A 21,589-nucleotide genomic window follows, 5' to 3' on the forward strand; every position below is an offset into this window, starting at 1 on the left:
CGTTCCCTCGGACCCGACCGGTCGGGTCCCCGCCCTGCCGGGTCCGGCCCTGCCGGGTCCGGCCCTGCCGGGTCCGGCCCTGCCGGGTCCGGCCCTGCCGGGTCCGGCCGAACCGGGTTCCTCCCGTCAGGATCCGTCCGCCCCGGGCGGCTCACACCTGGAGCCCGGCCGTGAGCAGGTCGACGAAGCCGACCTCTTCCCTGGCCACCCCGAAGACCTCGGCGCGCAGCATGGTGCGCTCGGCCCAGGCCCGGTGGGGCTTCACCTCGTTCATCTTGTTCGTGTAGGCCGAACGCATGACCCCGCCGCCGCCGCGCTCGGGGCGCAGGATGTCCTGGGCGTCGCTGAACTCCTCGTGCGAAACCACCGACAGGGCGTGGACGGGCGTGACGTGCGCCGGGTGGATGCAGGTCTTGCCCAGCAGCCCGTTGGCCCGGTCGAGCTCGATCTCGCGGAGCAGCCCGTCCAGGTCGTGCTCGATCAGGGCGGTGCGCAGCTCCTCCACGCCCTCCTCCAGGAAGGGGCTGCGGCGCAGCTGGGGCTTGAAGAGGCGCTGCTGGCTGCGGAAGTACTCCCACACGGGGCCGGTCACGGTGAAGCCGGTGCCGTCGGCGCGGCTGAGGACGTTGACCACGTCGGCGATGACCCCGGCGACGATCTGGACGTCGTAGGCGGTCATGTCGGGGGTGCGGCGCAGTCCGTACACGGAGCAGAAGTCGGTGACGCCGAGGCGCAGGGCCAGCACCCGGTCGCGGTAGCGGTTCACGGTGCGCGAGATGCCGGCGAGGGCCGGGGCCCGGGTCTCCAGGTGGAGGAGTTCGGGGCTCTCCAGGACGGGCATGGCGTACAGCCGGGGCAGTCCGGCGGTGGCCTCGGCTTCGGCGACGGCGTCGAGGAAGGCCGTTCCGCGGCTTTCGGTGAACTTCGGCAGTACGAATCCGGCCAGGAGCCGGGCCTGTCCGCCGAGCCGGCGCACGAGGTCGGGTATCTGCTCGGGCGTGCGGACGCGGATGAAGAGGAGCGGGAGGTCCTCGGTGCCCGCCGGGTCGGCGTCGAGGGCGGCGAACTGCCGTACGAGGTTCTCCTCGCCGCCCAGGACGTCGGAGTCGCTGATGGAATCCTCCAGGCAGAGGACCATGGAGACGACTCCGCGGTCCGCTTGCTTGCGGATGTCGGCGGCCAGCTGCGGCCGGGTGGCCGGGCTGTAGAGGGTCGCGCCGAGCGCGGCGGCCAGCGTCCGGGCGGGCGAGGACAGGGTGAATTCCACCGGCTCCTGGTGGAAGAGGTCCTTGCGGACGATGGGCGATATGTGCCCGAAGTGACGCATGTGCTTCCCCCGTACTGCCTCGGCGGCCCAACTGGCGTGGCCGGTAATAGTACGTACGAACAGGAGTCAAGAGTTCCTCAAGCACATGAAGTTCCGGTAACCCTCATGCACCATGCCCAGCTCCGTGCGTTCTGGACAAGGCCCTACGGGGGGCCGCATTGTCCCGGTCCCGTCCGGGAGGGCAGGATGACCGGCATGACGCACGCGATGCAGAAGGGCTCGAACATCCCGGTGGCCCCCGTGGCGGTCCGGGCGGTGCTGCGCTGGACCACCGGTACCGAGGTGCCGGACGTGGACGCCTCCGCGCTGCTCGTGGGCGCGGACGGGCGCGTGCGCTCGGACGAGGACTTCGTGTTCTACAACCAGCCCCGGCACCCCTCGGGCGCGGTCTGGCGGCTGGGCAAGAAGCAGCTGGGCGACGGGGTCACCGACGCGGTCCAGGCCGACCTGCGGGCCGTCACCCCGGCGGTGGACCGGATCCTCGTGGTGGCCTCCGCCGAGGACGTCCCCTTCCGGCGGGTCCGGGACCTGCGGATCCTGCTCTACGACGCCACCCCGGGCGGCGGCCCCGAGCCGCTGGCCTACTTCGACGTGCGCCCCGAGACCGGCGCCGAGACGGCCCTGATCTGCGGGGAGCTGTACCGCCGGGGCGAGGGGTGGAAGTTCCGCGCACTGGGCGAGGGCTACTCCGACGGGCTCGTGGGGCTGGCCACCGACCACGGGATCTCCGTCGACGAGAACGCCGCCGAGAACGCCGCCGAGAACGCGGCACCCGGCTCCGGCGCGGGGGGCGGGCCCGCCGACGAGCGGACCGCCGCCATGCGCCCCTCGGAGTCGGTGCCGCCGCTGCCGCCGGCCCCGCCCACCCAGGCCCCGCCGGCCGTCCAGCCCGCCTACGGGTATCCGCAGCCGGTGTCCCCGGCGCCGGCGCCCGCCGTGGTGCCGGCTCCGGCCGGGGACCCGTCGTTCCGGCTGCCGGTGCAGGGCCCGCAGTTCCTCCGGCGCTGAGGCGCGGGGGCTCCGGTCAGGCCTTGCTGCTCTTGTAGCCCCGGCCCCACTGGAGCCCCCATCCGTAGAGCCGGTCAAGCTCGGCCTGGAATCCGTAGACGAACTTCACCTCGCGGCGGACGATCAGCTCGCCCTTGACGTTCGCCAGGGAGACGACGGCGCAGGAGCGGGCCTGCGGGTGCCGCTCGTCGAGCGGGATCTCGATCCGCGGCCCGGCGGTCGGGTAGAGGGTGACCATGGCGTGGGTCCGGTCGAAGGCCGGGGTCTGGTCGTAGATGTAGACGAAGACGAGCATCCGCTTGATCTCGTCGGCGTGGTCCAGATTGATGTAAAGCGTCTCCCCGGAGCCCGAACCGAAGCGGTCGTCACCGCTGAGCTTGACGTACGGCGGGTCGTTGAGGTCGCCCAGCAGGTTGCCCAGCGGCTGTACGGCGCCCCGGGTGCCGTCGGTCAGCTCGTACAGGCAGCCCATGTCCAGGTCGACGTTGACCATGCCCTGGGTGTGCGCCTGCACCATGTCGGGTTTGAAGAGTTTGAACGGATGCCGCAGCAGCTGTCCGCTCTGGCCGGCCGGCCGGCCGCCGATGTCCGAGGTGCGCATGCGCCACGAGAGGTTCACGCGCAGATTGCCGTGCACCGCTTGCTGGCGGGTGAGCGACACCGTCGACTGCCGCCTGGTCAGCTCGATCGCGTTCGAGGACGCCTGCCCCGAGTCGAACCCCATGGCGCGCGCGCCCCTGATCCCGTCGAAGAACCCCATGTCCCAACCCCCCAGGTCGGCCCGTCCGCGCACCGGACGTGCGGCGGACGTGCACCGGATGTGCGGCGGGGCGGCCGCGCGGTCCGATGGATCCGCGCGGCCGCCCCGTCAAAACCGAAACGGTTCTGTGGAAAGGGTTCCGCATTCAGGGCCGGGTCACACCCCCGCCCCGACCTCCGCCTGTGCTCCGTCGCCGTCTCCGCCCTCCGCCGCGAGGCGGTTGTTGCGGCGCACCGAGGACCAGAAGGACCAGGCGATCAGCACGACGCCGACGAGACCGGTGATGATCTCGTTGATCTCGTACTGGATGGTGACGAGCAGGATCACGGCGAGGGCGCCGATGGCGTAGTGGGCGCCGTGCTCCAGGTAGACGTAGTCGTCGAGGGTGCCCTGGCGGACCAGGTAGACCGTGAGCGACCGGACGTACATGGCACCGATGCCGAGGCCGAGCGCCATGAGCACGATGTCGTTGGTGATGGCGAAGGCGCCGATGACCCCGTCGAAGGAGAAGGAGGCGTCGAGGACTTCGAGGTAGAGGAACATGAAGAACGCGGCCTTGCCGGCCATGGCCACGGCCGAGACGGGCTTGCCGCTCCGCTTGGCCTCTTCCTCCGCCTCGTGCTCGGCTTCCTCCTCTTCCTCCAGCTTGTTCTCGAAGAAGCCCGAGAGACCGCCGACGATCATGTACGTGATCAGGCCGAGGATGCCGGAGACCAGGACGGTCTGCGCCTTGTCCACATGGGCGCCGCCGTGCTGGTGGGCGTTGGCCGCGAAGGTCATCGAGGTGATGACGAGGACGATCAGGGCGATGCACGCCGAGAGCATGTCGATCTTGCCGAGCTTCGCGAGCGGACGCTCGAGCCAGGCGAGCCACTTGATGTCACGGTCCTCGAAAATGAAGTCGAGGAAGATCATCAGCAGGAACATGCCGCCGAAGGCGGCGATGGACGGATGAGCGTCCGTGACCAGCTGCTTGTACATGTCCTTGTCGTTCATGGCGAGATCGACCGCGTCGATCGGCCCGATCTTCGCGCTGATCGCCACGATGACCACGGGGAAGACCAGGCGCATGCCGAACACGGCGATGAGGACGCCGACGGTGAGGAAGATCTTCTGCCAGAAGGCGTTCATCTTCTTCAGGATTCCGGCGTTGACCACCGCATTGTCGAAGGAGAGCGAGATCTCCAGGATCGACAGGATCGCCACGATCCCGAAAGCGGGCCATCCCCCGTACAACACCGCAGCGGCCAGACCGAGCGCAGTGATTGCGAACGACCAGCCGAAGGTTTTGAGAACCACTGGCACCCCATCGTCTTGTACGGCTTTACGAAACGTTGACCCCGAAGTCTAGAGCGATGCCCCGCAGCCCCGACGCGTACCCCTGCCCTACCGCACGGAACTTCCATTCCCCGCCGTACCGGTAGACCTCACCGAAGATCATCGCCGTCTCGCTGGAGGCGTCCTCGGTCAGGTCGTAGCGGGCGAGTTCCTGGTCGTCCGCCATGTTCACCACGCGGATGAAGGCATTGCTCACCTGGCCGAAGCTCTGGCGCCGGCTGTCGGCGTCGTGGATCGAGACCGGAAAGACGATCTTGTCGACCTGGGCCGGCACCTTGGTGAGGTCGATGATGATCGACTCGTCGTCGCCTTCACCCTCGCCGGTGAGGTTGTCCCCGGTGTGTTCGACGGAGCCCTCGGGGCTCTTCAGGTTGTTGTAGAAGACGAAGTACTCGTCCCCCAGTACACGGCCACTGTTGCACAGCAGCGCGCTGGCATCGAGGTCGAAGTCCGCCCCCGTGGTCGAGCGCGCGTCCCATCCGAGGCCGACCAGGACCCGGGTGAGGTTGGGTGCGGCCTTGGACAGGGAGACGTTGCCCCCCTTGGCGAGTGTGACGCCCATGATGTTGGTCCTCCCCGGACGACGTGGTGATGGTGACACGGCCACCAACGGTCATGGTGGCAAAGCCGGACCGGCGCCGTACACACAGGTGCACGGCGCCGGTCGGACGGACTGCTCTCGGACTCAGACGTTGACGCCGAAGTCCTGCGCGATGCCGCGCAGGCCGGAGGCGTAGCCCTGGCCGATGGCACGGAACTTCCACTCCGCGCCGTTGCGGTACAGCTCGCCGAAGACCATGGCGGTCTCGGTCGAGGCGTCCTCGGAGAGGTCGTAGCGGGCGAGCTCGCTGTTGTCGGCCTGGTTCACGACGCGGATGTAGGCGTTGCGGACCTGGCCGAAGCTCTGCTGGCGGCTCTCGGCCTCGTAGATCGAGACGGGGAAGACGATCTTGGCGACATCGGCGGGGACGCCGGCCAGGTTGACCTTGATGGCCTCGTCGTCGCCCTCGCCCTCACCGGTGGTGTTGTCACCGGTGTGCTCGACCGAGCCGTCCGGGCTCTTCAGGTTGTTGAAGAACACGAAGTTCGAGTCGCTGGCGACCTTGCCCTGGTCGTTGGTCAGGATCGCGCTGGCGTCGAGGTCGAAGTCGACGCCGGTGGTGGTGCGAGCGTCCCAGCCCAGACCGACGATGACCGCCGTCAGGTTAGGCGCGGCCTTGGTCAGCGAGACGTTGCCGCCCTTGCTGAGGCTGACTCCCACAGGTCCTCCATTTGGTATGTGTGTGGGGCGGTGCCCCGTCGTGCGTTGCTACCCGGATCAACGTTCCGATCCTAGTGACGGGTTCCCGGCCGCAGGCGCTTTTCCCGCGACGGATCCGCCCCGGGCCCTCAGATGCCGTCGAGGGCCTTGATGTACTCGTTCAGGTCACGCGCGTCGGGCAGCCCGTTGACGACGCTCCAGCGCACGACGCCCTCCTTGTCGATGACGAAGGTGCCGCGGACCGCGCAGCCCTTGTCCTCGTCGAAGACGCCGTAGGCGCGGGAGGTCTCGCCGTGCGGCCAGAAGTCGGACAGCAGCGGGTACTCCAGGCCCTCCTGCTCGGCGAAGACCCGCAGGGTCGGCACCGAGTCGTTGGAGACGGCCAGCAGCTGCACGTCGTCGTTCTGGAAGCGGGGCAGCTGGTCGCGCAGCTCGCACAGCTCGCCGGTGCACACCCCGGTGAAGGCGAACGGGTAGAAGAGGAGCACCACGGCCTTCTCCCCCCGGAAGTCGGAGAGCCGCACGGTCGCGCCGTGGTTGTCCTTGAGCTGGAAGTCCGGGGCCTTGGTTCCGACCTCGATCGCCATTTTTCGCATCCCTTCGTTCCTGCGTCGCCGCACGGGGCTGTTCGGGTGATCCCCAGCCTAGGCGCGGCCGGGCCGCCGAACGCGCACACCCCGCCGACCGCGGAAGATCCGGGTCGACGGGGCGTGCGTCCGCTTCGGTGCGGGTCTACGGTCGCTTGGCCTTGGCGGCCTTCGGCGTCACCAGCTTGGTGGAGGTCCACTCCTTGCCGACGGGCAGGCCCTTGGCGAGGGAGAGGCCGGCCGTCTCGGCCGCCTCGCTGATGTCGCTGGCCTCGACGTAGCCGTCACGGCCCGTCTTGGGGGTCAGCAGCAGGATCAGTGCGCCGTCCTCGACCAGCTCGGTCGCATCGACCAGGGCGTCCGTCAGATCGCCGTCCTCGTCGCGGAACCACAACAGCACCGCGTCGGCGACGTCGTCGTAGTCCTCGTCGGCGAGCTCGCTGACGAGCTTCTCGACGGCGTCACGGAATTCCTGATCGACGTCGTCGTCGTAGCCGATCTCCTGGACCACCTGTTCGGACTGGAAACCCAGCCGGGCGGCCAGGCTCTCCGCGTGGTCCGCGGTCGCGCTCACGGGGTGCCTCCTGCTCATGTTCGGTGAATGTCTTTCGGCGGCGCGCGTACGCGCAGCATTGGGCGTAGTCCACACGGGCGCGGCGGATCGCGCAAGTACCCGGCCGCCGAGACCGTCGAAACGGTGACGATTGCGGCCGTCTCGCCGCAACTTTCAGGCTTCCCCGGTGTACCACTCGTGATTCATCCCACACCATTCCAGCTGATTCGGCATCGCATGAGGACTTTCCTACCTGTTTGAGGGACGAACGGCCTTACGAACCCCCTGATCGTCTTGGGCGTAAGGTTGCGATTTGGCCCGGTCCCCGGCAGTGCCGGGCGGCCGCTCCTTCTCCGCTCCAGGTGTTACCCAGTGGTAGAGGTGAAGATTTCGGCCGAGCGTAAGACCATGGGAGGCGGCGACCCAAGGCACGACTCCCCCGACAGCGAAGGAACAGCGTGGCTTCCGCATCCGATCGCAATCCGATCATCATTGGCGGCCTCCCCAGCCAGGTCCCGGACTTCGATCCGGAGGAGACGCAGGAGTGGCTCGACTCCCTGGACGCCGCGATCGACGAGCGGGGCCGCGAACGGGCCCGCTACCTGATGCTGCGCCTGATCGAGCGGGCCCGCGAGAAGCGCGTGGCCGTGCCCGAGATGCGCAGCTCGGACTACGTCAACACGATCGCCACCAAGGACGAGCCGTTCTTCCCCGGCAACGAGGAGATCGAGCGCAAGGTCCTGAACGCCACCCGGTGGAACGCGGCCGTCATGGTCTCGCGCGCGCAGCGTCCCGGCATCGGCGTCGGCGGCCACATCGCCACCTTCGCGTCCTCGGCCTCCCTCTACGACGTGGGCTTCAACCACTTCTTCCGGGGCAAGGACGAGGGCGACGGCGGCGACCAGATCTTCTTCCAGGGGCACGCCTCCCCCGGCATCTACGCCCGCGCCTACCTCCTGGACCGGCTCTCCGAGCAGCAGCTCGACGCGTTCCGGCAGGAGAAGTCGAAGGCGCCGTACGGCCTTTCCAGCTACCCGCACCCGCGGCTGATGCCGGACTTCTGGGAGTTCCCGACCGTCTCGATGGGCCTCGGCCCGCTCGGCGCGATCTACCAGGCCCGGATGAACCGGTACATGGAGGCGCGCGGGATCGCCGACACCTCGAAGTCACACGTGTGGGCGTACCTCGGCGACGGCGAGATGGACGAGCCGGAGTCGCTCGGCCAGCTGTCCATCGCCGCCCGCGAGGGCCTGGACAACCTGACCTTCGTCGTCAACTGCAACCTCCAGCGCCTCGACGGCCCGGTGCGCGGCAACGGCAAGATCATCCAGGAACTGGAGTCGCAGTTCCGCGGCGCCGGCTGGAACGTCATCAAGCTGATCTGGGACCGCTCCTGGGACCCGCTGCTGGCGCAGGACCGCGACGGCATCCTGGTCAACAAGATGAACTCGACCCCGGACGGCCAGTTCCAGACGTACGCCACCGAGTCCGGCGCCTACGTCCGCGACCACTTCTTCGGCGGCGACCAGCGGCTGCGCGCGATGGTCGAGAACATGAGCGACCAGCAGATCCAGCACCTGGGCCGCGGCGGTCACGACCACAAGAAGGTCTACGCGGCCTACGCGGCGGCCAAGGCGCACAAGGGCCAGCCGACGGTGATCCTGGCGCAGACGGTCAAGGGCTGGACGCTCGGTCCGAACTTCGAGGGCCGCAACGCCACGCACCAGATGAAGAAGCTGACGGTCGACGACCTCAAGCGCTTCCGCGACCGGCTGCACATCCCGGTCACCGACGCGCAGCTGGAGGGCGGCGCCCCGCCGTACTACCACCCGGGCCGCAACTCGCCCGAGATCCAGTACATGCACGACCGCCGCAGCGCGCTGGGCGGCTACGTGCCGACGCGCGTGGTGCGCGCGAAGCCGCTCCAGCTGCCGGACGACAAGACGTACGCGGCCGCCAAGAAGGGCTCGGGCCAGCAGTCGATCGCCACGACGATGGCCTTCGTCCGCATCCTGAAGGACCTGATGCGGGACAAGGAGATCGGCAAGCGGTTCGTGCTGATCGCGCCCGACGAGTACCGCACCTTCGGCATGGACGCCTTCTTCCCGAGCGCCAAGATCTACAACCCGCTCGGCCAGCAGTACGAGGCGGTCGACCGCGAACTGCTGCTCGCGTACAAGGAGTCCCCGACCGGGCAGATGCTGCACGACGGCATCTCGGAGGCGGGCTGCACGGCCTCGCTGATCGCCGCGGGTTCGGCGTACGCGACGCACGGCGAGCCGCTGATCCCGGTCTACGTCTTCTACTCGATGTTCGGTTTCCAGCGCACCGGTGACCAGTTCTGGCAGATGGCCGACCAGCTCGCGCGCGGTTTCGTCCTCGGCGCGACCGCGGGCCGGACCACCCTGACGGGTGAGGGCCTCCAGCACGCCGACGGTCACTCCCAGCTGCTGGCGTCGACCAACCCGGGCTGCGTGGCGTACGACCCGGCCTACGGCTACGAGATCGCGCACATCGTCAAGGACGGTCTGCGGCGGATGTACGGCCCCGACGCCGAGGACGTCTTCTACTACCTGACGGTCTACAACGAGCCGATCCAGCACCCGGCCGAGCCGGCCGACGTGGACGTGGACGGCATCCTCCGGGGCATCCACCGCGTCGCACAGGGCACCGAGGGGGCCATCGGGGCGCAGATCCTGGCCTCGGGCGTGGCGGTGCCCTGGGCGCTGGAGGCGCAGCGGATCCTGGCGGCCGACTGGAACGTCCGGGCGGACGTCTGGTCGGCGACCTCCTGGAACGAGCTGCGCCGCGAGGCCGTCGAGGCGGACCGGCACAACCTGCTCCACCCGGAGGAGGAGCAGCGCGTTCCGTACGTGACCCGCAAGCTGTCGGGCGCGGAGGGGCCGTTCGTGGCGGTCTCGGACTGGATGCGCTCGGTGCCGGACCAGATCGCGCGCTGGATCCCGGGGACGTACACCTCGCTGGGCGCGGACGGCTTCGGCTTCGCCGACACGCGCGGCGCGGCCCGGCGCTTCTTCCACATCGACGCGCAGTCGGTGGTCCTGGCGACGCTGACCGAGCTGGCCCGTGAGGGCAAGATCGACCGCTCGCTGCTGAAGCAGGCGATCGACCGCTACCAGCTGCTGGACGTGGCGGCGGCCGACCCGGGCGCCGCGGGCGGCGACGCGTAACGGTCATCCGTGAGGGGGGGCGCCGGGACACCTGTCCCGGCGCCCCTTACTCGTTCTTTACGATGCGGGGCATGAAGCAACCCTCCCGTCAGGCGCGGTGGGAGCGCCGTACGCAGGTCCCGCTGCTGGTGCTCGCCGTGGCCTTCGCCGTCGCCTACGCGGTGCCCATCGTCGCGCCCGACGCGGACGGGAGCGTGCACCGCGCGTGCACCCACGCCGAGTGGGTGGTGTGGGCGGCGTTCGCCGTCGACTACCTGGTCCGCCTCGCGCTTGCGGCGGACCGCCGGGTGTTCGTGCGGACGCACTGGCTGGACCTGGCGGCGGTGGTGCTGCCGCTGGTCCAGCCGCTGCGGCTGCTGCGGCTGGTGGCCACGCTGATGCTGGTGGGCCGGCGGGCCCGGATGGCTCCGCAGGTGCGGCTGACCACGTACGTGGCCGGGGCCGTGGTGGGGCTGCTGATGTTCGGTTCGCTGGCGGTGCTGAGCGTGGAGCGCGACGCCCCCCGCGGCAACATCAAGAACCTGGGCGACGCGGTGTGGTGGTCCTTCACCACCATGACGACGGTCGGGTACGGGGACCACTCCCCCACCACGGGACTCGGGCGTCTCGTGGCGGTCGGGCTGATGCTGTCGGGGATCGCCCTGCTGGGTGTGGTGACGGCCAACATCGCCGCCTGGTTCATCGCGCGCTTCGAGCGGGACGACCAGGTGGAGCGGCTCCAGCTGGCGGCCGTCCGGGAGCTCCAGCAGGAGGTACGGGCGCTGCGGATCGAGGTGGCCCGGCTCGGCGGCGGGGACCTCGGCGGCGGCGGGGGCCTCGGCGGCGGGGGCGCCGACAGCGGCCCGGAACGGGAGCCGGAGGCAGTGCCCGCCCCGGCCGCCGCCCCCGCCGACCGGTCCGGCCTTACGTCTCCCACACCTTGAACGCCCTGACCTGGTAGGGGGACTGGGGCAGCAGGACGCCGTCACCGGGGTAGGTCTGGAACTCCCCGGTCTCCGCGCACACGTCCGACTGGTAGGTGGTCACGGGGCGCCCGGTCCGGTTGATGAGCGACTGGTAGGTGCCGGCGGGGAGCGCGGTGCAGCTGTTGATGGTGAGCGTGCTGAGGTCGAAGATCTGCTTGGTCCCCTTGAAGTCCGGTTTCGTCCACAGGCACAGCTCGCCCGTGGCGCAGGCCGGCGCGGCTGCGGCACGGGCTCCGGAGGCGTGGGCCCCCGTTGCGGTGGCCGGGATCAGGGCGGTGGCCGCCAGCAGGGCGGCGGCGAGGGTGGTGGCACGAGCGGTGGTCCACGTACGCATGACGGTTCGGCTCCTCGTTGACGAGACGGGCCCCGGACGGTTTCCGAAGGCTCCGTGGCACCACGCTGACCTGCGGCGACGGCCGAGCGGAAGGGGCTGGGGGCGGGTCCACCCTGATAGGCGACAGCCCCGCCGGAACCGTCCGGCGGGGCTGCGCGGGGCATGCGGTTGACCCGGCGGTAACGGCCGGGCGGGCGCCTCAGATGTGGGCCGCGCCCGCACCGGCGGCGGCGTTCTCCCCGCGCTTGGTGAAGCAGGCCACGACCGCGGCGAGCACGGCGACCGCGCCCGCGACGGTGAACGCCGTGCTCATCCCGGAGACGAAGGTGTCGTGGGCCACGGCGGCGACGGCCCGGGCCACCGGCTCGGGCGCGCCGGGCGGCACCGGGGCGATGCCGACCTGGACCCCCTTCTGCGCCAGGTCGAGCTGCTCCGGGGTGAGCGGCGGCAGCTGCGCCCGCTCCCAGTTGTCCCCGAACGTGTTACCGACCTTGGCCGCCATGACCGCGCCGAGGACGGCGGTGCCCAGGCTCCCGCCGACCTGCATGGCCGCCTGCTGGAGGCCGCCGGCCACGCCCGAGAGCTCCAGCGGGGCGTTCCCGACGATCACCTCGGTGGCGCCGACCATGACGGGCGCCAGCCCGAGGCCGAGGAGGGCGAACCAGAGCGACATGGTGAGGGTGCCGGTGTCCGGGGTGAGCCGGGCCATCCCGAAGCAGGCGACGGCGGTGGCGGCCATGCCGGCGACGAGCGGCAGACGCGGGCCCGCCTTGGTGATGGCGGCGCCGGCCAGCGGCGACGCGACGATCATCATGCCGGTGAGCGGGAGCAGGTGCAGGCCGCTGTCGACCGGGCGCATCCCGTGCACGTTCTGCAGGTAGAAGGTGACGAAGAAGAGCCCGCCCATGAAGGCGAAGGCCATCAGGACCATCAGGACGGTGCCCGCGGACAGCGGGACCGAGCGGAACATCCACAGCGGGATCAGCGGCTCGGAGACCTTGGTCTCCCAGACGGCGAACACCACGAAGCAGACGGCCGAGGCGCCCAGGAAGAGCAGGGTCCTGGTGTCCGCCCAGCCCCATTCGGCGGCCTTGATCAGGGCCCAGATCAGCGAGAACATCCCGCCCGACAACAGCACGACGCCGATGAGGTCGAAGGAGCGCGGAGCGTTCTCGGCGCGGTGGTCGAGCAGGACGAACAGCCCGAAGAGCAGGGCGACGACGCCGACGGGCACGTTGATGAAGAAGACGGACTGCCAGTTGGCGTGCTCGACGAGCAGACCGCCGACGATCGGCCCGGCGGCGGTCGAGGCGCCGATGACCATGCCCCAGATGCCGATCGCCATGTTGAGCTTCTCGGCGGGGAAGGTGGCGCGCAGCAGGCCGAGGGCCGCGGGCATCAGCAGGGCGCCGAAGACGCCCTGGGCGACGCGGAAGCCGATGACCAGGCCGACGCCGGAGGACAGGCCGATCGCGGCGGAGGAGAGCGCGAAGCCGGCGATGCCGATGAGGAAGGTCTGGCGGTGCCCGAAGCGGTCGCCGAGCTTCCCGGCCGTGATCAGGGAGACCGCGAGGGCCAGCAGGTAGCCGTTGGTGATCCACTGCACCTCGGCGAGGCTGGCTCCGAGGTCCTTCTGGATCGCGGGGTTGGCGACGGCGACGATGGTGCCGTCGAGGGTGACCATCATGACCCCGATCGCCACGGCGAAGAGCGTGAGCCATGGATGGCCGCGCCGTCCTGTGCGGCCGTGCGCGAGGTCCGATTCCTTGGTGAAGGCGATCTGACTCGTCATGCCGCCAGGTTAGTGACAGTGACTGACACTTCACAGACGGCCCAACGAGACAGTCGCTGTCAGGTCCGTCACAGGTACCCTGACCGCTCACTCAGCGTCAGAAAGGACCCACGGTGATGACCGACCTGCGGCCGGCACCGGCCGCCCCGGCAGCCGGACTGCGCGAGCGCAAGAAGCGGCGCACCCGGGACGCCCTGCTGCGCTCCGCCCTGCTCCTGTTCATCTCGCAGGGGTACGAACGGACCACCGTCGACGAGATCACCGATGCCGTGGACGTCTCCCAGCGCACCTTCTTCCGCTACTTCGCGAACAAGGAGGAAGTCGCCTTCGCCGTCCAGGACCTCGTCGAGTCGCACTTCGTCGCCGCCCTGCGGGCCCGGCCCGCCGCCGAGGGGCCCTTCGCCGCCATGCGCGCCGCGGTGCTCGCCGCCTGGGACACCGTCGAGGAGGCCATCTCCGAGGTGGTCCCCGTGGACCTGTACATGCGGGGATACCAGCTGATCGAGTCCACCCCGGCCCTGCTCGCCGTGCACCTGCGGCGCTCCACGGAGCTGGAGGAGCGGATCGCCCGGCTGATCGCCGCCCGCGAGGGCCTGGACCTCGACGCGGACCCGCGCCCCCGGGTCGCCGTGGCCGCGTTCTGCGGGGTGATGCGCGTCACCGGGCGGCTGTGGGGGCAGGGCGAGGACGCGAGCGTCGCCGCGATCCGCCGGATGACGCAGACCTACCTCGACCAGATCGGCCCGGCCCTCGCGGCCGACTGGCGCGGGCCCCGGCCCGCGGGCGCGGGCGCGGCCGCCGCCGCGAGCTGAACGACACGTCCGACGCGGCCGGGGCGGGGCGGAAACCACTCCGACGGGGGTCGGGCCGCAACTGACCGTGACCGAGGGGGCGGTGCCGGCCCGCCCGGCCGTGAGACCGGTCACCCGGAGCGCCACGGGCTCGAGCGGTCTCCTACGCTGGCTCCAGTGAACCTGCCCGGCCACCCCGCCCACTCCGCCGACGACGACGTGTCCGTACGTCCGGCCGCCCTGCGCATGATGCTCGCGCTCGCCGTGGTCTTCCTGATGCTGGCGACGACCGGCTGGACCGCCGTGCACCGCCCCGAGACGCCGGCCGCCCCCCGCGCCCTCGCGCTCGCGGCGTGGGCCGTGGCCCGGATCGACGGACGGCCCGTACCGGCCGCCGACGCCCCCGTCCGGACGGTCTCCCGCTTCTTCGCCGGGCTCGACGGCGCCCAGCGGGCCCGGCTCGCCGACGGTTACCCGCTCGTGGTCGGCAACCTCGACGGGGCCCCGGCCGAGACCCGCTACCGGGCCAACCGGGCCGCCCTGACCCAGGCCGCCCGGGTGGAGGAGGCCCGCGGCAAGGACGTCGCGCTGACCCCCTCCGACCGCTCGGGCGCGATACGCCGCGCCCACCGCTTCGAGTCGCTGGCCGAGCCCGGCCGGCAGATCCTCGTCTTCGACCCCACCGGCTCGGGCCTCGCCGCCGAGGTGTTCGGCAACCTCGCCGCCGCCCGCCGGGTCTCGGTGATCGTGCCCGGCGTCGACACCGACGCCGTCACCTTCGAGCGCAGCCAGCGCCGCCTCACCGCCCCCGTCGGCATGGCGCAGTCCCTGTACGAGGCCGAGCGCGCGGCCGCGCCCGACGCCCGCAGCGCCGTCATCGCCTGGGCGGGCTACACCGCGCCCACCGGGCTCGGCGTGGACGCCGCGACCGGCCGGCTCGCCGTCCTGGGCGCCGCGCGGCTGGAATCCCTGGCCGCGGCCCTGCCCGGGGACGCGAGCGTGGCCCTGTTCTGCCACAGCTACGGCTCGGTGGTGTGCGGGGTGGCCGCGCACAAGCTGCCGGGCCGGGTGACCGACGTGGTGGTGGCCGGCAGCCCGGGCATGCGCGCCGGGAACGCCGCCGAGCTGCACACCTCCGCGCGGGTCTGGGCCATGCGCGACGAGGGCGACTGGATCGCCGACGTACCGCACCTGGAGGTCGGCGGGCTGGGCCACGGCGCGGACCCGGTCTCCGCGGCGTTCGGGGCCCGGGTGCTGTCCTCGGCCGGGGCCAGGACCCATACGGGTTATTTCGAGCCAGGGACGGCCTCCTTGGACAACTTCGCCAAGATCGGAACCGGCGCCTTCGGTTCCGTCGCGTGTGCGAGCGGCGCCGACGACTGCCGACGCGGAATTTCCGGCACCGGCGGCCACTGAGGGCCGTCGCCCCGGGCCCGTGGGCGTCGCACACGGGAAAAACGGCATGCCCGACGAGGGGGACGCGCGGGGGTGCGTCCCTCTACGATGTGCCGCATGGGTGACGTACTGGCCGGAAATCATGCCGTCTGGGAGTTCGACTCGGACTCGGTGCTCATCCGCTTCGTACGGGGGATACGGACGCCACGGCTCTGGCACGCGCTGGGCGAGCGGCGGATCCCCCTGGAAGCGTTGTCCGGGGTGAGCGTGGAGGCGACCGGGGGCAGGCGCGACGCGGTGGTGCTGCGCGCCGTGCCGCGTGCGGGCGCGGATCCGCTGGTGGAGGCTGCCGCCGGGCAGCTGAAGGAGGTCTGCGACCCGTACCGGCTGACGCTGCCCGCGGACCGGGCGGCGCAGGCGGAGGAATTCGCCGGGGCGCTGCGCGAGCGGATCGGCTCCGGGGCCGCCGAACCCTGCGAGCACTTCCTGGTGCACGTCCCGCCGCCACCGCTGCACCTGAAGGCGTACGACGCCCGGGTGGGCTTCGACGGTTCGGCCGTCACCTTCCAGTGGTCGCGCACCGGCGCCTCCAGCACCAAGTGGCGGGCGGGCGACCAGCGGTTCGCGCTGACCGCCCTGTCCGGCGTCGAGTGGGTCTCCCCCGAGCGCCCGGGCGTGGGCCACCTGCGCCTGCTGCCCAGGGACCCCGTCCCCGGGGCCGGCGACGCCCGCGCGGACCACGACCTGGCCGCCGCCGTGTTCGGGATCGGCTACGGGGCCGTCCACGAGTCGCTGCCGTTCGCGGCGGCCGTCCTCGCGGCCCTGCGCGCCCGCACCCCGGTGGCCTCGCTCCCCCGCGCCCGCTCCGCCGAGGACGGCCGCCTGCGGCACCTGAGCGAGCTCTACGGCGCGGGCCTGCTGACCGACTCGGAATACGAGGCCCTGCGCGAGCGCCTCTCCGCGGACGCGTAGCCCGCACCCGCACCCGAGACGCCCTAGCCCTCCTCGCGCGCCGCCGAGCTGAAGGTCATGTCCGGGTAGCGGTCCCCCGCGACCCGGTCCGCGATCGGCTCCAGCAGTGCCAGCTCCGGCCCGCTCAGCGTGATCCGGGTCGCCGCGGTGTTCTCGGCGACCCGGCCGGGCCTGCGGGTGCCCGGGATCGGGACCACCGGCAGCCCGTGCACCACCGCCCGCTGCTGCACCCAGGCCAGCGCCACCTGCGCCGGGCTGGCCCCGTGCGCCCGCGCGATCTCCCGCACCGGGTCCAGCAGCGCCGCGTTGGTCTTGGCGTTGACCCCGGTGAAACGGGGCTGGTCGCGCCGGTAGTCGCCGGCCGGCAGCTCGGCGGTGGCGTCCGCGAAGGACCCCGTCAGGAAGCCCCGCCCGAGCGGGGAGTACGGCACGAAGGCCACGCCCAGTTCCGCCGCCGCCCCGACCGCGCTGCGCTCCACGTCCCGGCTGAAGAGCGACCACTCCGACTGGAGCGCCGCGATCGGGTGCACCGCGTACGCCTCGCGCAGTTCCGCCCCGGTGACCTCGCTGAGCCCCAGGTGGCGCACCTTGCCCTCGCGCACAAGCTCGGCCATGGCGCCGACGGACTCGGAGAAGGGCACGGCCGGGTCGCGCCGGTGCATGTAGTACAGGTCGATCACCTCCACCCCGAGCCGGCGCAGGCTGCCCTCGACGGCCCGGCGGACGTAGGCCCGGTCGTTGCGCACGCCCCGGTGGGCGGGGTCGTCGCTGCGCTCGATGGCGAACTTCGTGGCGAGGGTGATCTCATCGCGGTGGGCGGCGACGAACGGCGCGAGGAACTCCTCGTTCGCCCCGCGCCCGTAGGCGTCCGCGGTGTCGAAGAGGGTCACCCCGGCGGCCAGTGCCGCGTCCAGGGTCGCCCGCGCGGCCGCCTCGTCGGTGTCCCCGTAGAACTCGCTGATGCCCATGCAGCCGAGCCCCTGGATCCCGACGAGGGGGCCGCCCGCGCCCAGCTCGACCCGCCCGATGGTGGTGTGCTCGGTGTTGTACTCCGTCATGACCGTGCCTTCCCCGCGACCGTGTTCAGCGCGTACGTCTCGATCTTGTAGTCCAGGACGCCCAGCGCGTCGGACAGCTCCGCGATCCGGGCCCGCACCTCGCGGCGGGTGTGCTCCAGCAGTTCCCGGCGCTCGTCGACCGTGTGGTCGCCCTCGCGGACGAGTTCCGCGTAGCGGACCATGTCCGCCACCGACATCCCGGTGGCGCGCAGCTTGCCCACGAACGCCAGCCAGCCGAGGTCCTTGTCGGTGAACCGCCGCTGACCCGAATGGGAGCGGTCCACGTGCGGCATGAGGCCGATCCGTTCGTACCAGCGCAGCGTGTGCTGGGTCAGACCGGTCCGGGCCTCGACCTCGCTGATCGTGTACCGCGTCTGCGTCAGGCTCTGGCTCATGGCTCCACGCTAAAACCCTGGAGTGCACTCCAAGCAAGTAGGCTCGACGGCATGGAGAGCCTGGAGTCCGCAAACACGCTGGAAAGCCTGCGCACCGTCGAGAGCTGGCCGGTACCGACCGCCGCCGCGGCCGTCGTGCGCGCCGACGGGAGCCTGGCCGGCTCCCACGGACCGCTGGACCACCGCTTCCCGCTGGCCTCGGTCACCAAGCCGCTCACCGCGTACGCCGTCCTCGTCGCGTACGAGGAGGGGGCGGTCGAGCTGGACGAACCGGCCGGCCCCGAGGGTTCGACGGTCCGTCACCTCCTCGCGCACACCAGCGGCCTGGCCTTCGACGAGCACCGCGTGATGGGTCCGCCCGGACAGCGCCGGCTGTACTCGAACGCCGGTTTCGAGGTGCTGGGCGACCACATCGCCAAGGCCACCGGGATCCCCTTCGCCGACTACCTCCACCAGGCCGTCTTCGAGCCCCTGGGCATGACCGCGAGCAGCCTGGAGGGCTCCCCCGCCAAGGACGGCGTCTCCAGCGTCCGCGACCTCGCGCGCTTCGCCGCCGAACTGCAGGCGCCCCGGCTGCTGGACGTCCGCACCGTCGCCGCGGCCACCTCCGTGGTGCACCCGGGCCTCAAGGGCGTGCTGCCCGGCTACGGGCACCAGTCCCCCAACGACTGGGGCCTCGGGCTGGAGATCCGCGACGGCAAGTCCCCGCACTGGACGGGCACCACCTCCTCCCCGCGCACCTTCGGCCACTTCGGCCAGTCCGGCACCTTCCTGTGGGTGGACCCGGACGCCCGCGCCGCCTGCGTGGCGCTGACCGACCGCGCCTTCGGCCCCTGGGCGGTGGAGGCCTGGACCCCCTTCACCGACGCGGTCCTCGCCGAGCTGCGCACGGCCTAGAGCGGCAGCTCCCAGATCAGCAGCTCGCCCGGGGACCCGGCGGTGATCTCCAGGCCCTTCTCGCCGGTGATCCGCGCCGAGTCCCCGGGGCCCAGTTCGGCCCCGTCGAGCCGCAGGTCGCCGCGCACCACGTGCAGGTAGACCCGCTCGGCCGCCGGTACGGGGACCCGCTCGCCCGCGCCCGGCCGCCGCACGTGCAGCACGGCGCCGGCCCGCGGAACCTCGTAGGGGGTACCGTCCGCGAGGCCCCGTACGACCTCGTACGAGGGTTCCCCGCCCGCGGTCAGCGGCGCGAGCCAGGTCTGCACGAACCGCAGCGGGGCCGCGCCGTCGTTGCGCTCCACGTGCCGCGCCCCGGCGCCGGCGCCGAGCCGCTGGACGTCCCCGGGCCGCACCAGGCCGCTCTCGCCGGTGGTGGCGTCCCAGTGGGTCAGTTCGCCCTCCAGCACCCAGGTGACGATCTCGGTGTGGCTGTGCGGGTGCTCGTCGAAGCCGGATCCGGCGGTGAGGTGCTCCTCGTTGCAGGCCAGTACCGGGCCGAAGCGGATGTTGTCCGGGTCGTAGGAGGACCCGAAGGAGAAGGCGTGGCGGGTGCTGATCCCGGCGTCCTCGTCCCCTCCCCGGTACCGGTCGGCGGCGCGGCGTACATCAATCATGGGGGTCACCGTAGCTCCCGGCGGAAGGGCGCCCGTGGACCCGCGTCCGCGCCGGGGCGCCGATAAGGCAGTCTTGTCCCGTGCCCCAACCCGAACGTGAGCAGTCCCCCGAGACCCGTCCCGCGCATCCGTCCCACCCGCACGGCGCGACGCTGCGGCGGCTGGAGAAGTCTTCCGGCCGGCTCGCCGCCAACGCCATCGCGCGGATGGACGAGACCCTGCCGTGGTACCGGGCGATGCCGCCGGAGAACCGGTCGTGGATCGGCCTGGTCGCACAGGCCGGCATCGCCGCGTTCACGGAGTGGTTCCGGCACCCGGAGACCCCGCAGGCCATCTCGACGGACGTCTTCGGGACGGCCCCGCGCGAGCTGACCCGGGCGATCACCCTGCGCCAGACCGTCGAGATGGTCCGTACGACGATCGAGGTCATGGAGACCGCGATCGACGAGGTGGCGGCCCCGGGCGACGAGTCCATCCTGCGCGAGGCCCTGCTGGTGTACGCCCGGGAGATCGCCTTCGCGACGGCCCAGGTGTACGCGCAGGCCGCCGAGGCGCGCGGCGCCTGGGACGCCCGGCTGGAGTCGCTGGTGGTCAACGCCGTGCTCTCGGGCGAGGCCGACGAGGGCGCGCTGTCGCGGGCCGCGGCGCTCGGCTGGAACTCGCCGGAGCACGTGTGCGTGGTGCTGGGCACCGCCCCCGAGGGGGACAGCGAGCTGACGGTCGAGGCGATCCGGCGCGCGGCGCGCCACCACAAGCTCCAGGTGCTGACGGGTGTGCTGGGCGACCGGCTGGTGGTCATCGCGGGTGGCAGCGACAACCCGATGCAGGTGGCCAAGTCGCTGATCGGCCCGTTCGCGGCCGGTCCGGTGGTGGCCGGGCCCGTGGTGCCCGACCTGCTGAACGCGACGAAGTCGGCGCAGGCCGCGGCGGCCGGGCTGAAGGCCTGCACCGCCTGGCAGGACGCGCCCCGGCCGGTGCTGGCGGACGATCTCCTGCCGGAGCGCGCCATCGCCTCGGATCCCTCGGCCAGGGAGCAGCTGGTGGAGGAGATCTACAGACCGCTCGAAGAGGCCGGTTCCGCTCTGCTGGAGACGCTGAGCGTCTATCTGGAGCAGGCGAGCAGCCTGGAAGGGGCCGCACGGATGCTGTTCGTGCACCCGAACACGGTGCGCTACCGGCTCCGACGTGTGACCGACGTCACCGGCTGGTCACCCTCCGACGTGCGTTCGGCGTTCACGCTGCGGATCGCCCTGATCCTGGGGCGTCTGGCCGACGGGGATCCGCAGTCCTAGAATTTGTCGGACATCAACAATTAGCCCGACGGTTCTTCGTCCCTGTCCCCACGGGCGGCGGGGACCGTCCACAAGAGAGAGTGTGAGGGTGCTCGTACTCGTCGCTCCCGGCCAAGGCGCTCAGACGCCCGGCTTCCTGACTCCCTGGCTCGAACTCCCCGGCGCCGCCGAACGCGTCGCCGGGTGGTCGGACGCCATCGGGCTCGACCTTGCCCACTACGGCACGAACGCCGACGCGGACGAGATCCGCGACACCGCCGTGGCCCAGCCGCTGCTGGTCGCCGCCGGTCTGCTGTCGGCGACCGCGCTCGGCGCCCCGGCCGCGTTCGGCGCGGTGGCGGGTCACAGCGTCGGTGAGATCACCGCCGCCGCGTACGCCGGCGTGTTCTCCGAGCTGGACGCGCTGTCCTTCGTCCGCACGCGGGGTCTGGCCATGGCCGACGCCGCCGCCGTCTCCGAGACCGGCATGGCCGCGGTCCTCGGCGGCGACCAGGACGTGGTCCTCGCGCACCTGGAGAAGCTGGGGCTGACCCCGGCCAACATCAACGGCGCGGGCCAGATCGTGGCCGCGGGCACCGCGGAGCAGATCGCCGCCCTGGTGGCCGAGAAGCCCGAGGGGTCCATGAAGGTCGTCGCCCTCAAGGTCGCGGGCGCCTTCCACACGCACCACATGACGCCCGCGGTCGCGGCGCTCCAGAAGGCCACGGAGGCCCTGGCCCCGGCGGACCCGGCGCTGAAGTACGTTTCGAACAGGGACGGCCTCGTCGTCGAGAAGGGCGCCGACGTCGTCGCCCGCCTGGTCGGCCAGGTCGCCAACCCGGTCCGCTGGGACCTGTGCATGGAGACGTTCGCCGATCTGGGCGTCACCGGGATCGTCGAGCTCTCCCCCGGGGGCACCCTGACGGGTCTGGCCAAGCGGGCGCTGAAGGGCGTTCCGAACGTGGCCCTGAAGACCCCGGACGATCTCGACAAGGCCGCGGCGCTCCTCGCCGAGCAGCAGGCCTGAGAGAAGGAGCC

General features: G+C 71.5%; 21 protein-coding genes. 9 read left to right on the plus strand and 12 right to left on the minus strand.

Going from position 1 to position 21,589, the window contains the following annotated elements; genetic code table 11:
* Positions 1–151 precede the first annotated feature (151 nt).
* Complete coding sequence (locus tag ACGFXC_RS09445; RefSeq protein WP_393711147.1) at positions 152–1,327, minus strand: HpcH/HpaI aldolase/citrate lyase family protein; 1,176 nt, start codon at positions 1,325–1,327, stop codon at positions 152–154.
* 195 nt (positions 1,328–1,522) lie between these two features.
* On the opposite strand from ACGFXC_RS09445, the gene ACGFXC_RS09450 reads away from it, so the two are divergent.
* Positions 1,523–2,335, plus strand: a complete 813-nt coding sequence (locus tag ACGFXC_RS09450; protein ID WP_393712175.1) for a TerD family protein — start codon at positions 1,523–1,525, stop codon at positions 2,333–2,335.
* A gap of 16 nt (positions 2,336–2,351) precedes the next feature.
* Here ACGFXC_RS09450 and ACGFXC_RS09455 read toward each other — a convergent pair whose 3' ends face one another.
* From ACGFXC_RS09455 to ACGFXC_RS09480, 6 genes are all read right to left on the minus strand, one after another.
* Positions 2,352–3,095, minus strand: a complete 744-nt coding sequence (locus tag ACGFXC_RS09455; protein WP_393711149.1) for a Tellurium resistance — start codon at positions 3,093–3,095, stop codon at positions 2,352–2,354.
* A 156-nt stretch (positions 3,096–3,251) separates the two neighbouring features.
* Positions 3,252–4,394 (minus strand): DUF475 domain-containing protein, encoded by a 1,143-nt coding sequence (locus ACGFXC_RS09460; protein WP_393711151.1) that lies wholly within the window; start codon positions 4,392–4,394, stop codon positions 3,252–3,254.
* 25 nt (positions 4,395–4,419) lie between these two features.
* Positions 4,420–4,995 (minus strand): TerD family protein, encoded by a 576-nt coding sequence (locus ACGFXC_RS09465; RefSeq protein WP_365614276.1) that lies wholly within the window; start codon positions 4,993–4,995, stop codon positions 4,420–4,422.
* Between the two features lie 123 nt (positions 4,996–5,118).
* Positions 5,119–5,694, minus strand: a complete 576-nt coding sequence (locus ACGFXC_RS09470) for a TerD family protein (protein ID WP_266667357.1) — start codon at positions 5,692–5,694, stop codon at positions 5,119–5,121.
* A 128-nt stretch (positions 5,695–5,822) separates the two neighbouring features.
* Entirely contained in the window at positions 5,823–6,281 is a 459-nt protein-coding gene (locus tag ACGFXC_RS09475; RefSeq protein ID WP_393711153.1) for a peroxiredoxin, read from the minus strand.
* 145 nt (positions 6,282–6,426) lie between these two features.
* Positions 6,427–6,855 carry a DUF3052 domain-containing protein gene (locus ACGFXC_RS09480; RefSeq protein ID WP_393711155.1) on the minus strand — a complete coding sequence of 143 codons (429 nt, stop codon included), beginning with the start codon at positions 6,853–6,855 and terminating at the stop codon, positions 6,427–6,429.
* A 437-nt stretch (positions 6,856–7,292) separates the two neighbouring features.
* Here ACGFXC_RS09480 and aceE point away from each other — a divergent pair, with 437 nt between their 5' ends.
* Both aceE and ACGFXC_RS09490 read left to right on the plus strand, forming a co-directional pair.
* The gene (gene aceE, locus ACGFXC_RS09485; RefSeq protein WP_393711157.1) at positions 7,293–10,025 is read left to right on the plus strand and encodes a pyruvate dehydrogenase (acetyl-transferring), homodimeric type; all 2,733 of its coding nucleotides are present in this window, start codon (positions 7,293–7,295) and stop codon (positions 10,023–10,025) included.
* 71 nt (positions 10,026–10,096) lie between these two features.
* Complete coding sequence (locus ACGFXC_RS09490) at positions 10,097–10,948, plus strand: potassium channel family protein (protein WP_393711159.1); 852 nt, start codon at positions 10,097–10,099, stop codon at positions 10,946–10,948.
* Here the strand turns inward: ACGFXC_RS09490 and ACGFXC_RS09495 are convergent.
* Together ACGFXC_RS09495 and ACGFXC_RS09500 are read right to left on the minus strand one after the other, a co-directional pair.
* Positions 10,929–11,324, minus strand: a complete 396-nt coding sequence (locus tag ACGFXC_RS09495; protein ID WP_393711161.1) for a peptidase inhibitor family I36 protein — start codon at positions 11,322–11,324, stop codon at positions 10,929–10,931. The genes ACGFXC_RS09490 and ACGFXC_RS09495 overlap by 20 nt on opposite strands.
* Before the next feature lie 199 nt (positions 11,325–11,523).
* A complete protein-coding gene (locus ACGFXC_RS09500) occupies positions 11,524–13,116 on the minus strand; it encodes an MFS transporter (protein ID WP_393711163.1) in 1,593 nt (530 codons plus the stop codon).
* 116 nt (positions 13,117–13,232) lie between these two features.
* On the opposite strand from ACGFXC_RS09500, the gene ACGFXC_RS09505 reads away from it, so the two are divergent.
* The 3 genes from ACGFXC_RS09505 to ACGFXC_RS09515 all read left to right on the plus strand — a co-directional run bounded on the left by ACGFXC_RS09505 (position 13,233) and on the right by ACGFXC_RS09515 (position 16,274).
* Positions 13,233–13,928, plus strand: a complete 696-nt coding sequence (locus tag ACGFXC_RS09505; RefSeq protein WP_393711164.1) for a TetR/AcrR family transcriptional regulator — start codon at positions 13,233–13,235, stop codon at positions 13,926–13,928.
* Positions 13,929–14,153: 225 nt separating this feature from the next.
* Entirely contained in the window at positions 14,154–15,323 is a 1,170-nt protein-coding gene (locus ACGFXC_RS09510; RefSeq protein ID WP_393712177.1) for an alpha/beta hydrolase, read from the plus strand.
* Between the two features lie 87 nt (positions 15,324–15,410).
* Positions 15,411–16,274, plus strand: coding sequence for a DUF4429 domain-containing protein (locus ACGFXC_RS09515; RefSeq protein ID WP_393712179.1), 864 nt, complete (start codon positions 15,411–15,413; stop codon positions 16,272–16,274).
* Between the two features lie 23 nt (positions 16,275–16,297).
* On the opposite strand, the gene ACGFXC_RS09520 is transcribed toward ACGFXC_RS09515, so the two are convergent.
* Positions 16,298–17,332 (minus strand): aldo/keto reductase, encoded by a 1,035-nt coding sequence (locus tag ACGFXC_RS09520; protein WP_393711168.1) that lies wholly within the window; start codon positions 17,330–17,332, stop codon positions 16,298–16,300.
* Positions 17,329–17,727, minus strand: a complete 399-nt coding sequence (locus ACGFXC_RS09525) for a MerR family transcriptional regulator (protein WP_393711170.1) — start codon at positions 17,725–17,727, stop codon at positions 17,329–17,331. Before ACGFXC_RS09525 ends, ACGFXC_RS09520 begins: the two co-directional genes overlap by 4 nt.
* A 78-nt stretch (positions 17,728–17,805) precedes the next feature.
* Between ACGFXC_RS09525 and ACGFXC_RS09530 the strand changes: the two genes are divergently transcribed.
* Positions 17,806–18,624 (plus strand): serine hydrolase domain-containing protein, encoded by an 819-nt coding sequence (locus tag ACGFXC_RS09530; protein ID WP_393712181.1) that lies wholly within the window; start codon positions 17,806–17,808, stop codon positions 18,622–18,624.
* Here ACGFXC_RS09530 and ACGFXC_RS09535 read toward each other — a convergent pair.
* Positions 18,621–19,280 carry a pirin family protein gene (locus ACGFXC_RS09535; RefSeq protein WP_393711171.1) on the minus strand — a complete coding sequence of 220 codons (660 nt, stop codon included), beginning with the start codon at positions 19,278–19,280 and terminating at the stop codon, positions 18,621–18,623. The genes ACGFXC_RS09530 and ACGFXC_RS09535 overlap by 4 nt on opposite strands.
* A gap of 80 nt (positions 19,281–19,360) precedes the next feature.
* Here ACGFXC_RS09535 and ACGFXC_RS09540 point away from each other — a divergent pair, with 80 nt between their 5' ends.
* A complete protein-coding gene (locus ACGFXC_RS09540; RefSeq protein WP_393711173.1) occupies positions 19,361–20,572 on the plus strand; it encodes a PucR family transcriptional regulator in 1,212 nt (403 codons plus the stop codon).
* A gap of 88 nt (positions 20,573–20,660) precedes the next feature.
* Positions 20,661–21,578, plus strand: coding sequence for an ACP S-malonyltransferase (locus tag ACGFXC_RS09545; protein WP_393711174.1), 918 nt, complete (start codon positions 20,661–20,663; stop codon positions 21,576–21,578).
* Positions 21,579–21,589 lie beyond the last annotated feature (11 nt).

The sequence above is a fragment of the Streptomyces sp. NPDC048507 genome (assembly GCF_043199995.1).
Taxonomy (GTDB): domain Bacteria; phylum Actinomycetota; class Actinomycetes; order Streptomycetales; family Streptomycetaceae; genus Streptomyces.